At 45.3% G+C, this 14503-nt stretch carries 12 protein-coding genes and 1 riboswitch; of the genes, 1 reads left to right on the top strand and 11 read right to left on the bottom strand.

What is annotated here, in order from left to right; genetic code table 11:
* Positions 1–212: 212 nt before the first annotated feature.
* The 6 genes from BFN00_RS01685 to BFN00_RS01710 all read right to left on the bottom strand — a co-directional run bounded on the left by BFN00_RS01685 (position 213) and on the right by BFN00_RS01710 (position 8327).
* Positions 213–578, bottom strand: a complete 366-nt coding sequence (locus BFN00_RS01685) for a YkgJ family cysteine cluster protein (protein ID WP_071850271.1) — start codon at positions 576–578, stop codon at positions 213–215.
* A 97-nt stretch (positions 579–675) separates the two neighbouring features.
* Positions 676–1473: an oxygen-binding di-iron domain-containing protein gene (locus BFN00_RS01690; RefSeq protein WP_071850272.1), complete on the bottom strand. Its 798-nt coding sequence runs from the start codon at positions 1471–1473 to the stop codon at positions 676–678.
* 184 nt (positions 1474–1657) lie between these two features.
* On the bottom strand, positions 1658–2233 hold the full coding sequence (locus BFN00_RS01695; RefSeq protein WP_004729168.1) for a TMEM165/GDT1 family protein: 576 nt from the start codon (positions 2231–2233) through the stop codon (positions 1658–1660).
* A 72-nt stretch (positions 2234–2305) separates the two neighbouring features.
* A riboswitch (yybP-ykoY riboswitch) is annotated at positions 2306–2447 on the bottom strand.
* Positions 2448–2604: 157 nt separating this feature from the next.
* Complete coding sequence (locus BFN00_RS01700; protein ID WP_071850273.1) at positions 2605–4611, bottom strand: 2-oxo acid dehydrogenase subunit E2; 2007 nt, start codon at positions 4609–4611, stop codon at positions 2605–2607.
* A 2-nt stretch (positions 4612–4613) separates the two neighbouring features.
* A complete protein-coding gene (gene aceE, locus BFN00_RS01705; RefSeq protein WP_071850274.1) occupies positions 4614–7316 on the bottom strand; it encodes a pyruvate dehydrogenase (acetyl-transferring), homodimeric type in 2703 nt (900 codons plus the stop codon).
* Positions 7317–7643: 327 nt separating this feature from the next.
* On the bottom strand, positions 7644–8327 hold the full coding sequence (locus BFN00_RS01710) for a M23 family metallopeptidase (RefSeq protein WP_004281322.1): 684 nt from the start codon (positions 8325–8327) through the stop codon (positions 7644–7646).
* Between the two features lie 107 nt (positions 8328–8434).
* Here BFN00_RS01710 and BFN00_RS01715 point away from each other — a divergent pair, with 107 nt between their 5' ends.
* Complete coding sequence (locus BFN00_RS01715) at positions 8435–8875, top strand: DciA family protein (protein WP_004647242.1); 441 nt, start codon at positions 8435–8437, stop codon at positions 8873–8875.
* A gap of 99 nt (positions 8876–8974) precedes the next feature.
* Here BFN00_RS01715 and lpxC read toward each other — a convergent pair whose 3' ends face one another.
* The 5 genes from lpxC to BFN00_RS01740 all read right to left on the bottom strand — a co-directional run bounded on the left by lpxC (position 8975) and on the right by BFN00_RS01740 (position 14477).
* Positions 8975–9877, bottom strand: coding sequence for a UDP-3-O-acyl-N-acetylglucosamine deacetylase (gene lpxC / locus BFN00_RS01720; protein WP_071850275.1), 903 nt, complete (start codon positions 9875–9877; stop codon positions 8975–8977).
* 126 nt (positions 9878–10003) lie between these two features.
* On the bottom strand, positions 10004–11197 hold the full coding sequence (ftsZ, locus tag BFN00_RS01725; RefSeq protein WP_071850276.1) for a cell division protein FtsZ: 1194 nt from the start codon (positions 11195–11197) through the stop codon (positions 10004–10006).
* 159 nt (positions 11198–11356) lie between these two features.
* Positions 11357–12619 carry a cell division protein FtsA gene (gene ftsA, locus BFN00_RS01730; RefSeq protein WP_071850277.1) on the bottom strand — a complete coding sequence of 421 codons (1263 nt, stop codon included), beginning with the start codon at positions 12617–12619 and terminating at the stop codon, positions 11357–11359.
* 71 nt (positions 12620–12690) lie between these two features.
* The gene (locus BFN00_RS01735) at positions 12691–13545 is read right to left on the bottom strand and encodes a cell division protein FtsQ/DivIB (RefSeq protein ID WP_071850278.1); all 855 of its coding nucleotides are present in this window, start codon (positions 13543–13545) and stop codon (positions 12691–12693) included.
* A gap of 2 nt (positions 13546–13547) precedes the next feature.
* Entirely contained in the window at positions 13548–14477 is a 930-nt protein-coding gene (locus BFN00_RS01740; protein WP_071850279.1) for a D-alanine--D-alanine ligase, read from the bottom strand.
* Positions 14478–14503: the final 26 nt, after the last annotated feature.

Below are 14503 nucleotides of genomic sequence, written 5' to 3' on the forward strand. Positions count from 1 at the left end.
GTAATTTCCGTGCACTATTATAAACAAATATCGGCTTAAATTTCATTGCAATTGCAAAATTATTTTTTTATTCAAGCTTTATACACGCAGATCTATGTGGGTGCTAAAACAGTATCAATAATACGTCCGATCATGAAGTTCCCTATTTTAAAATATACCCCGATCATTTTAATGGAGTGAAAAGCAGAGCCTAAGCTCTGCTTTGGGTGGATTTAGCTGACGAATTCAAAACTGTCATCATTGTCGGCTTCATCAGTTTCAATCTGGACAAAGGGCAACATATTGTGTGCAATACGTGCCTTATTGCATTGCTCATCGGCAATCTGCACTTCTTTGCAGGATGAACTGCGCTGCTCATACATACCACAGCTGACCTGCTGGCCGATGGTGCCATCAAGTGCAATACAGCGTGGATTTTTTTGATTGGTTCCAGCCATACATGAATAGACTGCTGTCACAGGTTCGGTATAGTGCTCAGGCATATGAATTCCTTCAGCCCAATAAAACGAAACCCTGAAATAGGCGCAGCACGCCCCGCAGCTTAAACACGCATCCGGTTTTGGAACTTGAGACAACATTTCTTATAAGTTCTCATTATCAAAAAAAAGTTTTTTGGAGAAGAAATATAAAAAATGTTGTTTTTCCACACAAGAAAAAAATTATTTTTTGTGTGAACTATTCAGGACAAGTAAAAACCGTTTCATCCATCAGGTCAGTTCCGCATTGCAGCGTTTCAATCCAGTCCAGAAACTGATTAATCTGCTCTTTACCGATAAATGGTGTACCATGTTGCGGCACAATCATCTCGATCTCCATGCTGCGTACCATTTGCACCCAAAGACGAATGACCTTGTTATTGCACATATAGCGTTGATGGAAGCTTTTCATTTTCGGAATATGCGCGGCAAAATTTTCTAGTGGCTTGGCGGCATCTTCGACCATAGACGCGCCCATATCACCTGAAAATAAAATCTTGGCAATCGGATCATAAAACTGGAAATTCCCCACCGAATGCAGAAAATGCGCCGGCACCGCCACAATATTTGATTGGCCCAGCGGAATGATTTGACCATGATCCGGAAGCTCCACCAAGCGGTCTAACCAGTTACCTTTCATCCGGTCACTCATAAAGGCTGAGTTTAAGTGCGGCAAGAAGCGCGCCCACAGTTTGGATGCCACCACTTTGGCGTCCGTATAGACCAGCCAGCGCGGCATCGAGGTGATGATATCCGGGTCCTGGTGCGAGGCCATGACATAATCCAGATTGGTCAAACGGGTATATTTATTCAGCTCCATAGTCAGCGGCACATAGGTTAAATCACCACCCGGATCAAGTACCGCTGCGCGCTCATGATCAATGATCAGAAACTGGTTTGCCTGAACGCCTTCACCTTTAACCAGACTGGTAAAACTGATGCACTTATGTGTCCCGTTATCAAACAGGACCTGCGATGTGGTGCGTTCAAAAGCCATGTAAATTCCCCAATTTATAATAAAAATAACGTTTTTATACCCGTATAAAATATAAGGAATTAATCAAACTTACAATCAATAAAACTAGCCATATCACACTATTTACCAAGGTTTTGAGAGAATTTTAACCATAAAAAATCCTGAGTTTTTAGCTCAGGATTCATGTAATTTATTATTTTATGATTTAAAAGAAATAATGTTGAGCCAGTGTTGCGACACCAATCACCAGGAAAATCGCCGCCCCAATTTTATGAATCAGGCTGATCGGGAGTCTATTCGCCAGCTTATCTCCCAAAAATACTGCAGGTGCATTGGCCAGCATCATGCCCAAAGTGGTCCCAAGCATCACCCAGAATACGCTATCGAAACGTGCTGCTAATGCGACCGTAGCAATCTGAGTTTTGTCACCAATTTCTGCCAGAAAGAACAGAATAAAGGTCGCACCAAATACCCCGAATTTTTGCCATTTATTGATACTGGCATTTTCATCCCCGAGTTCATCCGGAATCAGCATCCAGACAGCCATTGCGATAAAGCCAATCGAGACGATCCACAGCAGCACCTCCGGCCCAATCACCGTGGTCACCCATTGCCCTAATACCGCAGAAAGGCCGTGGTTAATCAGCGTCGCCAATAAAATGGCAACTAAAATAGGAACAGGTTTGCGAAAACGTGCAGCAAGCAGCAAAGCCAGCAGTTGGGTTTTATCACCCATTTCAGCCAGCGCTACGATTGCAGTCGACAGTAGGAATTCATACATGAGGTTTTTCTCTGGCTAGCATCCAATACCAATGACTCACCGCTCCTGCTAGCCAAAATCTGCAGAGTGGTAAATCAAAGGTCTTGCCAACAAAAGAAACCTTGGAAAAGCTGACTTGGTTCTTTGCTATGATGACCATGCTCGGTTGAGCAAATATGTTGACCATCACCCTTCTGCTTTGCGCAAAAAGCGGCTACTCCCCAATGAAGTGCGCCAAGTATAGAATCAAATAGATTATTTTTCAATGCAGCAGCAAAAAACCCTGCCGAAGCAGGGTTTTCTCTTTACACCCTCTTTATATTTCTTCCTGAGCTTCAATTGAAATATTTTTCAATGAAGCGCAAGAGAAAAGAAAGTGAATCGAATTTAATTTAGATTAACAGCGTACGAATATCTTTAAGCAGCTTGGTTAACTTATTGGTAAAGCGTGCTGCATCTGCACCATTGATCACACGATGATCGTAGGACAATGAAAGCGGCAGCATCAAACGTGGATCAAAGCCTTCACCATTCCAAACCGGCTGCATGGTTGCAGGTGAAATACCCAGAATTGCCACTTGCGGCCAGTTCACTAATGGCGTAAATGCTGTACCACCAATTGAACCCAGGCTAGTGATAGTGAAGTTCGCACCTTGCAGATCTTTCGGCGACAATTTCTTGTCACGCGCTTTTTGACCCAAGGCGCCTAGCTCAGTGGCAATCTGTTTAATTGACTTCTGATCTGGATGACGTAGCACAGGCACGGTCAAACCATCTGGCGTTGCGACCGCGATACCCATATGGATCTCATTACGTAGCAATACTGACTTACCCTCATCGGCCAAGTGACCAGCAAATTCACGCTCTTCTTTTAACAAGTGCGCAACTGCTTTGATGATGAACGCCATAATGGTCAGGCTAAGACCTTCTTTCTTGAAGTTGCCTTTCAGTTCATTACGCCATGCTTCCAGTTCAGTAATATCTGCTGCATCAAACTGGGTCACTTGCGGAATGAAATTATTCAGCGACAACTGTGGAATAGACACTTGTTGCAAACGCGTCAAGGCTTTCTCTTCCACACCACCAAAAGCGCTAAAGTCTGGTAGTTTTGGCAGACCTGCGACTTGAGCAGCAGCGGTGACAGGAGCCACCTGCGGCGTAGTAAGACGCGTTTTGACATACGCTTTCAGATCTTCTTTCATAACGCGCGCATGTGGGCCAGATGCTTTGACATCTGCCAACACGACGCCCAGTTCACGTGCTAGTTTACGCACAGCAGGACCGGCATAAACTTTCGAGTTAGCGACATTCTGCTCTTTGGTCAGCTTGTCGGCATTATCCGACGTCGCGACTGTTTGAGTAGAAGATTCAGCAGGTGCCGATGCTGCTTTTGCAGCAGGCGCTTTAGGTTCTTCTGCTTTGGCTGCAACAGGTGCAGCAGCTGCTTGCGCTTCAGCTTCGATTGTCACCAGTGCAATGCCTTGAGAGACATTTTGACCCAGTTCCACATGAATGGCTTTAATCACGCCGGCTGTAGTGCTTGGCACTTCAACAGTCGCTTTATCTGATTCCACCACGATGATGCTCTGGTCTTTTTCAACCGTATCACCGACCTGAACCAGAATTTCAGCCACAGCCGCCTTGTCTACACCTAGATCAGGCACCTTCACTTCAACATCACCTGCAAGTGCTGCTGGCGTTTGTGGCGCTTCAACTGCTTTCTCTTGGGTTACCGCTTGAGCAACTGGTACTTGAGGTGCTTCTGTCTGTACTTGTGCTGCCGAAACAGCCGTTTTCACTTTCAGAATGACCACACCTTCTTTGATCGTGTCGCCTTCTTTAATCTCGATGGACTCTACCGTGCCTGAAACCGTACTTGGCACTTCAACAGTTGCCTTATCTGATTCCACCACTACGATACTTTGATCTACCTCGATTTCATCACCAACAGAAACCAGAATTTCACCGACAGTGGCTTTTTCTACACCAATATCAGGGATTTGAACATCAACCACTTGTGAGCTTGCTTGAGCCTCAGGAGCAGCAGAAGCTTTAGGCTGATGTGAAGCGATTTCCTGCATGATTTCCTGATCCGGAAATGAGGTCGGGGTATTTTCTGAAGTTTTTTCAGATGCATCTGCTCGCTGTGACTCTACTACATCCGTGCTGCCGTCTTCAGCCTGTAGCTCAATCAGTACCGCGCCTTCAGTGACTTCATCACCCTGGCTGACCAGAATGCTTTTTACCACGCCTGCTGAAGTGCTAGGCACTTCAACAGAGGCTTTATCAGATTCAAGTAACACAATGCTGTCATCAATCGCAATCGTATCACCGACTTTGACCAGAATTTCGGCCACTGTTGCCTTATCTACACCAATATCAGGAGTCGTAATTTGCATGCTTAGTTCTCCTCTTTGTAGTCAGCAACAGCATGTACAGATGGGGTTTCTTGCGGTGCCCAAGCTACTGGACGATCTGTATCAAGCTCGAAAGTCGAAATCGCATCTTTTACCAGGCGCGCATCAACTTCACCTTCATCTGCCAGTTTTTTCAAAGTTGCCACCACAATATGGGCAGCATCAACACCAAAGTAACTACGCAAGTTGGCACGTGTATCTGAACGACCATAACCGTCAGTACCCAGCGCTACGAATGGACGACCATCTGGAAGATAAGCACGGATCTGTTCGCTATAAGCACGCATATGATCGGTTGCAGACACCACAATACCTTCAGTACCGCGGAGCTGTTTCGATACCCATGCTTCTTTCACGTCTTCAGCCAGCGGATGCAAGCGGTTGTATTCTTCACATGCCATGCCGTCACGTGCCAGTTCATTGAAGCTGGTTACGCTGTAGACATTTGAATGAATTTGATATTCCTCACGAAGAATCTTCGCCGCCTTGATCACTTCACGCAGGATCACACCTGAACCCAGTAACTGAACGGTGGCTTTCTCGTCTTCTTCAAGCAAGTACATACCGCGCTTGATACCTTCTTCAACACCTTTTGGCATTTCCGGATGCTCGTAGTTTTCGTTCATCACAGTCAGGTAGTAGAACACACGTTCCTGGTTCACATACATACGTTGTAAACCATCATGCACGATCACCGCCAATTCATAACCGAAACATGGGTCATAAGAGACACAGTTTGGAATGGTATTGGCCAAGATGTGTGAATGACCATCCTGATGCTGCAATCCTTCACCATTCAGTGTAGTACGACCCGCAGTTGCACCCAGCAAGAAGCCTTGTGCCTGTGCATCGCCTGCTGCCCATGCGATATCACCAATACGCTGGAAACCAAACATCGAGTAGTACATATACATCGGAATCATTGGCAGGTTATTGGTTGAATAACTGGTCGCCAATGCCGCCCATGCACTCATCGCACCGGCTTCGTTAATCCCTTCCTGCAACATGTGACCGTCTTTGGCTTCACGGTAATGCATCAGCTGTTCTTGGTCTTCCGGGGTATATTTCTGGCCATGCGCGGCATAAATACCGAGCTGACGGAACATCCCTTCCAAACCGAAAGTACGTGCTTCATCAGGCACGATTGGAACAACGCGGTCTTTAATCGCTTTCTCTTTAAGAAGTGCAGAGATTAAACGTACCATCACCATTGTGGTGGATTGTTCTTTACCATTTGAACCAGCCAAGACCGAATCAAATACTGAAAGTCCAGGAATCGCCAGCTGTTCGCTTTCTTTACGACGTGCAGGCAGGTAGCCACCTAGCGCTTCACGACGTGCCTTCATATATTTCAATTCAGGTGAATTTTCGCTTGGACGGTAGAATGGTACTTCTTCCAGCTGTTCATCGGTGAAAGGAAGATTGAATCGGTCACGCACATATTTCAAAGAATTGATTTGCATCTTCTTGATTTGGTGAGTTTTGTTGACTGCTTCGATTTCCTCGGACAAACCATAACCTTTCACGGTTTTCGCCAGAATCACGGTCGGCTGACCTTTGGCCGTACATGCTTCGGCATAAGCAGCAAAAACTTTGTACGGGTCATGACCACCGCGGTTCAGATTATCAATATCTTCATCGCTTAAATCTTTCACCAGCTCTTTGGCTTCTGGATATTTACCGAAGAACTTTTCACGCGCGTAAGCACCACCTTTTACCTGGTAACGCTGGAAATCGCCATCGACTGCTTCTTCCATCACTGCTTTCAGTGCACCGGATTTATCTTTATCCAGTAGTGGATCCCAATGACGGCCCCACACAACTTTAATCACACGCCAGCCTGCGCCGCGGAATAGTGACTCAAGTTCCTGAATGATCTTGCCATTACCACGTACCGGACCATCCAGACGTTGCAAGTTACAGTTCACCACCCAGATCAGGTTATCGAGCTTTTCGCGACCTGCCAGAGAAATTGCACCCAGGCTTTCCGGCTCGTCCATCTCGCCATCGCCCAAATACGCCCAAACCTTACGATCTTCTTCTTTGATCAGGCCACGGTTCATCAGGTACTTTTGAATATGTGCCTGATAAATCGACATGATTGGTCCAAGACCCATCGATACGGTTGGGAACTGCCAGTAGTCCGGCATCAAATAAGGGTGCGGATAAGATGGCAAACCTTTACCGCCCACTTCACGACGGAAATTATTCAAATGCTCTTCTGTCAAACGACCTTCTAAAAATGAACGCGCGTAAATACCAGGTGCACAGTGACCCTGGTAATAGATCATGTCGCCGCCGAAGCTATCGCTATTGGCGCGGAAGAAGTGGTTAAAGCCCACATCATAAAGGGTTGCGGAAGAAGCAAAACTCGCCAGGTGACCACCGAGATCATCACCGGTTTTATTCGCGCGTAAGACCATTGCCAAGGCATTCCAACGGATCAGCGCGCGAATACGACGCTCCATGTCCTGGTCGCCCGGCATGGCAGGTTGTTCTTCAACAGAAATCGTATTTAAGTAGGGAGTATTTAAACGCTGAATAGGAACATGCTTTGCAATTGCGCGTTGATAAAGTTTTTCTAACAAAAATGCTGCACGCTCAGTGCCCATGTGCTGCAAAACAGAGTCAAATGCATCTTGCCATTCTTGGGTTTCTTGCGCGTCTGTATCGCCATAAAACGCCATAATCTACAGTTCCTAAAAGCCTAATCTAATGTTTTATATGTACCATATTTGAGACCTTAGCAGGTATGGCCTTAGCTGAATGCGATTTAGCAGTACTATTTAGGAACTAAATGATGGGTGACGTATAATTACACTACATAACAAAAAATAGTCAATAAAGGCGATTTATTATACAATCATTATAATAGTTGGTGATAATATGAGACTTAAAAGTGATAAAACAAAAAGCCCTTCAAGTTGACTTGAAGAGCCTGCAGTTTAAACGCTTTAAAATGCTTATTGGAGGTTTTTATGTATAGAGATGCTTCTTGTTATTCAGGTCTATACTTAAGGTAACATGGCCAAATAAGTAGATGGGTTTTTACGTTGACCGTCTTTTACTACTTCATAATGTAAGTGTGGACCGGTACAGCGACCAGTACAGCCAACGTTGGCAATATGATCACCTGCTTGCACCTGCTCTCCCACACGTGCAATAAGACGTGAAGCATGGGCATAGCGCGTTAAATAGCCATTGCCATGATTGATTTCAACGTATTGACCATAACCTGTGCCCCAACCTGATTTGGTCACAATCCCTGGACCTGTTGCATAGATTGGTGTACCACTTGGCGCTGCAAGATCAAGGCCTGAATGATTTTCAGCACGGCCACTCATGGTACGGCCACCGTAATTTGAACTTACGCGAGAATTAGGTAAAGGATGAGAAATTAGCCAAGAATAAGCACTGTTTGCTGCCGCTTTATTGGATGAAGTATTGGCATACTTCTGAGCAAGCGTTCGATTGTTCAGTTCAACTGGTTTCTCACGAAGTTGAACATTCAATTTAGTCTGTGCTGGAATATCGATATCATCTGGATGAGTATATGCACCCTGTGCCAGAGTACGCGTCAATTGCTCGATACGATCTGTTGAACCATTTTCTTGATTTAGATTGACTAAATCTGCGAACGCAACCGAAGCCGCTGAAACTGATAAAGAAAATGCCAACAAAATACGTCGCATATGCATAAAAAACCTCTCTAAACTGCTTTAATCGAGTTCCTTGAAGATCTCTATCCTTGATATCCACTAAAAGAAGCGCATAAGATTAAGACATAAATATGTAGGAATTATGTATGTCGGAACCTGTCAACGTTTTTCAACAAACAAGAAAACAGATAAAAACAGGAAACTTTTCGTTTCTCTCATCACAAGTCGCTGCCTGGCAGAAACTTACGAAACTCGTACAACCGCTATTGCCCCAACCGGAACGCTGGCAAGTTGTCTGCTATCAAAATGGTGTGTTAACGATTACCGGTGAAAACCAGGCCATGATCAGTCAATTGGCCTATCTTCAAAAGCAATACATTTCACAACTCTCTCAAATAAATGAATTAACAGATCTCACTAAACTTCAAGTTTGCTTGCGGAATCCTTCGCAAACATCACCTGTTTCAGCAACACCTGAAAGAGCCTTAAATGCAGAAACACAGGAATTACTTCGTAGTGCTGCTGACTTTATAAGCGACCCTAAGCTTAGCCAAGCTTTACTACGTTTGGCAAGCAATAAAAAGTAACATAGCAATCAGATGTAATAAATTAAAAAGCAAACATTATGTGATGTGTATCACAGTATTAAAGCAATAACAAAAACATAAAGACACAAACACAATGACTTATGTCACATTCACATACATGATTGGACAATTGGCTTCGTCATCAAATGTTACAATTTCATAGCAGCTTGGATCACTTTTCACATTGCGTAAAAGTTGATTATTCAAGGCATGTCCAGATTTGTAACCATCAAATTTGGCAATAATCTGATGTCCGAGCAAGTATAAATCACCCACAGCATCCAGAATTTTATGACGTACAAATTCGTCTGAGAAACGCAAACCTTCTTCATTAACGACCCCAGTTTCATCTACACCAATGGCATTTTCCAGACTGGCACCTAGTGCCAAATTATTGGCTTTGAGATAATCCAGATCTTTCATAAACCCAAAGGTACGCGCTTCACTGACTTCATAAACGAAGGTTTCAGTAGAAAAATCGATGCTGGCGGACTGATGTTCTTTTTTAAAGGCAGGATGATCAAAATCAATGGTGAAATTCAGCTGAAAGCCATCATGTGGGCTAAAAATGGCACGCTTGTCATCAATGAGTGCTTCAACCGGTTTAATAATCTTGACGAATTTTTTAGCGGCATCCAGCTCTTGCAAACCACCCTGCATGAGCAGGTAAATAAACGGACCTGCGCTACCGTCCATAATCGGCACTTCAGAAGCCGACACTTCAATAATCAGGTTATCAATGCCCAGACCAGCAATCGCACTCATGACATGTTCAATGGTGCCTACTTTGGCATTTGCCTGAACCAGGTTCGAGCACATAAAGGCTTCCTGAATCAGCATGGCATCGGCAGGAATATCCACCGGCGGATTCAGATCAATACGGCGAAACACAATTCCCCCATCGGCATGGTGCGGCACAAAGTTAATCATGACTTTTTGCCCACTGTGAAGACCGATTCCGCTCGCTTTCACGACACGTTTCAGGGTACGTTGTTTCAACATGCTTTTATCATCTGTTCATCTATAAAACCGCTATACGTTAGCATATTTGGCCATTGATAAAAAACAAAAAGGTGGCTTAAAAGCCACCTTTCCTGTCTAATCCAGCTAAACACATGATGTTACATGTTATTTACGCTGTTGATTCTTAAGATAATCCTGAATACTCATTGGCGTCGGGCGCGGGCTAGAAACTGAAGCTGCCGCTGGATTCGCTGTTGCACCTGTTTCATGCTGCTGACGCTGAATTGCCGGTACATCATCATCTTCCACCACCGCCTGCGCAGCTGCTGCTGGACGAGTTGCCTGTACATTGGTACGTTTGGTCGGTTCAACTGAATCCGCTGCATGACGGGTTAGACCTGTTGCAATCACAGTCACGCTGATTTCATCACGCGCATCCGGATCAAAAACGGTACCGTAGAACACCTGACCTTCATCTAAATCAACAATCTGGTTCACAACATCGGTAATTTCTTCAATTTCACCGAAAGTCACATCATCACCACCGGTCACATTGATCAGAATACCTTTGGCATTCATGATAGTCACGTTATCGAGTAATGGACTACGGATCGCCTGCTCAGCAGCCTGACGTGCACGGTTCTCACCACGACCCAGACCGACACCCATCATGGCATAACCACGAGTGCTCATGGCTGTTTTCAAATCGGCGAAATCAAGGTTGATATGGCCAGGACGAACCACCAAATCAAAAATACTGCGTACTGCATTCAACAATACATCATCCGCTTTTTTATAGGCATCTTTCATTGAAATATCACGGAAGACTTTCAATAGACGCTGGTTTGGAATGATGATTAATGAGTCTACATGCTGCTCTAGCGCTTCAATCCCTTTTTCAGCAGACTGTAGACGGCGTTTGCCTTCAAAGTTAAATGGCGTGGTCACGACACCAACGGTCAGAATACCCATTTCTTTCGCAATTTCAGCAACCACTGGCGCTGCACCGGTACCGGTACCACCGCCCATACCCGCAGTTACAAAGACCATATCGGTCCCTTCAAGCTGTTGGCGAATCAGTTCACGGCTTTCTTCTGCTGCGGTCTGGCCGACTTGCGGATTTGCACCTGCACCCAGACCACGGGTACTTTGCTCGCCCAGCTGAATTTTAAATTCGGCTTCCATGCGATCCAATGCCTGCTTGTCCGTATTGGCACAAACAAACTTTACGCCCTGGATATCGGACTGCAACATATGTTGTACAGCATTACCACCCGCACCACCTACACCAAACACAGTGAAACGGGCTTGACCATTGCTATCGCTATGATCGTCTTCGAAAAATTCAAATGAGGCCATGACCTATAAAATTCCTAATTCATAATTGGCAGTCACTAAGCCCGTATACTGCCTTAATCTTAATAAAATTGTTTTTAAGAATGCTGCTCATGCGTTCACTTGTCAAGTACAAGCCCGATTAACTACATCTTCCCAACAATATTCACAATAAAAATCGACTTAAAAGATTGATTTCAAGGTGTCATTAAAGCCAAACAAGGCTCTTTTGACCCGCTTGGCCAATGACAACCGTTCTACATCATCCTGTTCCACAATCGTGTCTTGGGTATCACTCTGACTAAACATCAGCAAACCAGCCACAGTGCTATATTGCGAGCGACGTAAAGCAGCCTGATGTTGTTCATCTGCATACACCTGAGTCGGCGGATTACCTAAATGTGCCGAGACTCCCATGGTACGGCGAACAAAACTCACCATTCCTTCGATATGACTGGCATCACCGGTCAATACCACACCATGATACAAGCCCTGGATGGCACCATTTTTCACCAGCTCATCACGTACCAGACTCAGAATTTCTTCATAACGCGCCATGATGATTTCAGTCAGTTCAATCCGGCTGATGGTTTGTGGTCCATCAATCCCCTGGAACTGAATCATATGGTCCGGCTTGACCACTTTCAGGTCGACACAGCCATACAATAATTTTAGACGTTCAGCTTCTTCGGTCGTGGTTTGCAATACTGCTGCAATATCGCGGGTCACATGTTCACCGCCACGCTGGAAGGTATGGGTTAAGGCCAGACGGCCATCCACATACACTGCCACATTGGTCGTGCCAGCACCGATATCTACTAAGCACACACCATATTCTTTTTCATCTTTCAGCAGGCTGGCTTCAGCAGTGGCCAGGCTCGACACTACCATTTTTTCCACGCCAATATTGGCACCTTTCAGGGCACGATCAATATTCTGCATGGTACTAATCGGCAGCATCATCAGATGATAATGCCCGGTCATGCTATGTGCCGACATCCGAATCGGGTTTAACACCCATTCCGGTGAGTCATCCAGCTCAAAACCCAGAGGCACAGCACTGACCAGATAATGATCTGAAGTCAAATGGCTGGCTTTGGCCAACTCCAGTGCACGTACCACTTCACTGGTGGTAATCGCATGTTCGCTATTGTCGATCGAGGTGCGACCTGAAGCATAAAAGCTTTTTAATTCGGCACTTGGAATAGAAACCCAGGCAGAATGTACACGACATTCCGCCATATCTTCTGCTTCTTGAACGGCATTTTTAATTGCAGTAATAACTTTATCGAGACTGACAATTTTCCCTTTACTCATGCCTCGGTTACGAGCGGTGGCCATACCAATCACTTGGATATTGTCTGGCGCGTGTACCTTGCCAATCAAAACTGAAACTTTGTGTGTCCCAATGTCAATCGCCACAACCGAGGGAACAGCTTCACTCATTATTCACTACTACCATTACGTGTTTGTTAGATTTATGGCTTTAAATGCCTCTATTTTTTAATAGCCGGTCATTATGGCTTTACTGTTACCTTATTCTCAACGCCCGTGTCATCAATGGTTACAATAAAATGCCCATTTACAATTTTAGGCGGAATTGAATTTTTCCACTGTATCGACAATCCATTGCGATAACGCAAGTCGATGGCCGAAATTTTAGACCAGACCGGCTTTAAATCACTCTGAGACAGATGGCTCAGGCGCTGTAATTTGCTCATGGTCTGATCTTTATCCACAATTATTCTTAAACCCGAATCAAACTGCATAAACCAGGTCATTCGCTCGGTGAGATATAATTCTTTTAGACGAATGCCTTGTGGTAAAAATAACTGATTAATTTCATTATAACGACGCATCATGGTTTCTGCATGGCTCGCTGGCCCATGTAGTAACGGTAATGCCTGATAATTTTTGGGTGTGACTTCCGTGAAAATCACACCACTGTCACTCAATAAACGTCCTGTTCCCCAACGCGCAATCGCATGATGCGGCATCACTCGCACCCGAATGCCATTTGGCCAGGCTCGGGACACCACGACCCGATCCACCCAGGATAATTCCAGAGTACGATCGCGGATCGCTTCCAGATCTGAAGTAAAATAGTTTTCGGTCACAATCGGTGACACATATTGCATGACCTGACGCTGTTCAGCAGCCGAGCGCGTACCTATCACGCCCAGCTCTGCCACGTCACTATTGGTCATGACTTTATATAAGCCCAATATTCCAAAGGCCAGCACCAATACCGCAATACACAACAATAACCAGCCACCAAAATTGGTCAGCTTTTCTTTGCGTGTTGGCGGCTTGTCGTGAATTGAGGTAATCGCAGCACGTTTACGGCGCATGGAAACAGGAAGTTGAGCCATATTTAGTGTGCCGAACCGATAAGAGTCTGTTCCAGAATCGCAACACACAACTCATCAAAACTGTATCCGACTGCAGCTGCCGCTTTTGGCACCAAGGAGTGACTGGTCATGCCCGGTACGGTATTGACTTCAAGCAACCAGAAGTTGCCCTGCTCATCCTGCATGGCATCAATCCGGCCCCAACCGCTGGCACCGACTGCCTGGAATGCACGCAGACTTAAGGCTTTTAACTGTTGCTCTTCAGCTTCAGTCAGACCACATGGAATGCCATATTGCACATCATTACGGTTATATTTCGCTTCATAATCGTAGAAAGCAACATCTTGAGGCGGTTCAAGACGAATCACCGGCAGCGCCTGACCATTTAAAACCACAATGGTGTATTCACGGCCAGTAATCCATTTTTCTGCCATCACCACGGCATCATGTTCAGTTGCCTTGGCAATTGCTTCGGCAAAGTCTTCAATTTTTTCGACCTTGCTCATGCCGATACTGGAACCTTCATGCACCGGCTTAATGATCAAAGGCAAGCCTAAAGCATTAACAATGTCTGTCGCATCAGAGTCTTTGGTGACAATGCGATACGGTGCTGTCGGCAATTCCGAGCCCTGCCAGACCTGTTTGGTCTTGACCTTGTCCATGCCGATGGCAGAACCTTGTACGCCCGTACCGGTATACGGTACATTTAACCATTCCATTACACCCTGGATCTGGCCATCTTCCCCGCCACGTCCATGCAATACAATGAACGCACGATCATAATTCACCAATTCTGTGACACTACGCTCCTGCGGGTCAAACGCTTCCGCATTGACCCCTGAACGCACTAATGCCTCAAGTACCGCCGTACCACTGTCTAGAGAAACCTCACGCTCTGCAGATTTACCACCAAGCAACACGGCAACTTTTCCGAATTTTGAAGCATTTGACACGTTTATATCCTTAAACTTTTTTCAAT

This window comes from Acinetobacter sp. AR2-3 (assembly GCF_001878775.1).
Classification (GTDB): Bacteria; Pseudomonadota; Gammaproteobacteria; order Pseudomonadales; family Moraxellaceae; genus Acinetobacter; species Acinetobacter lwoffii_D.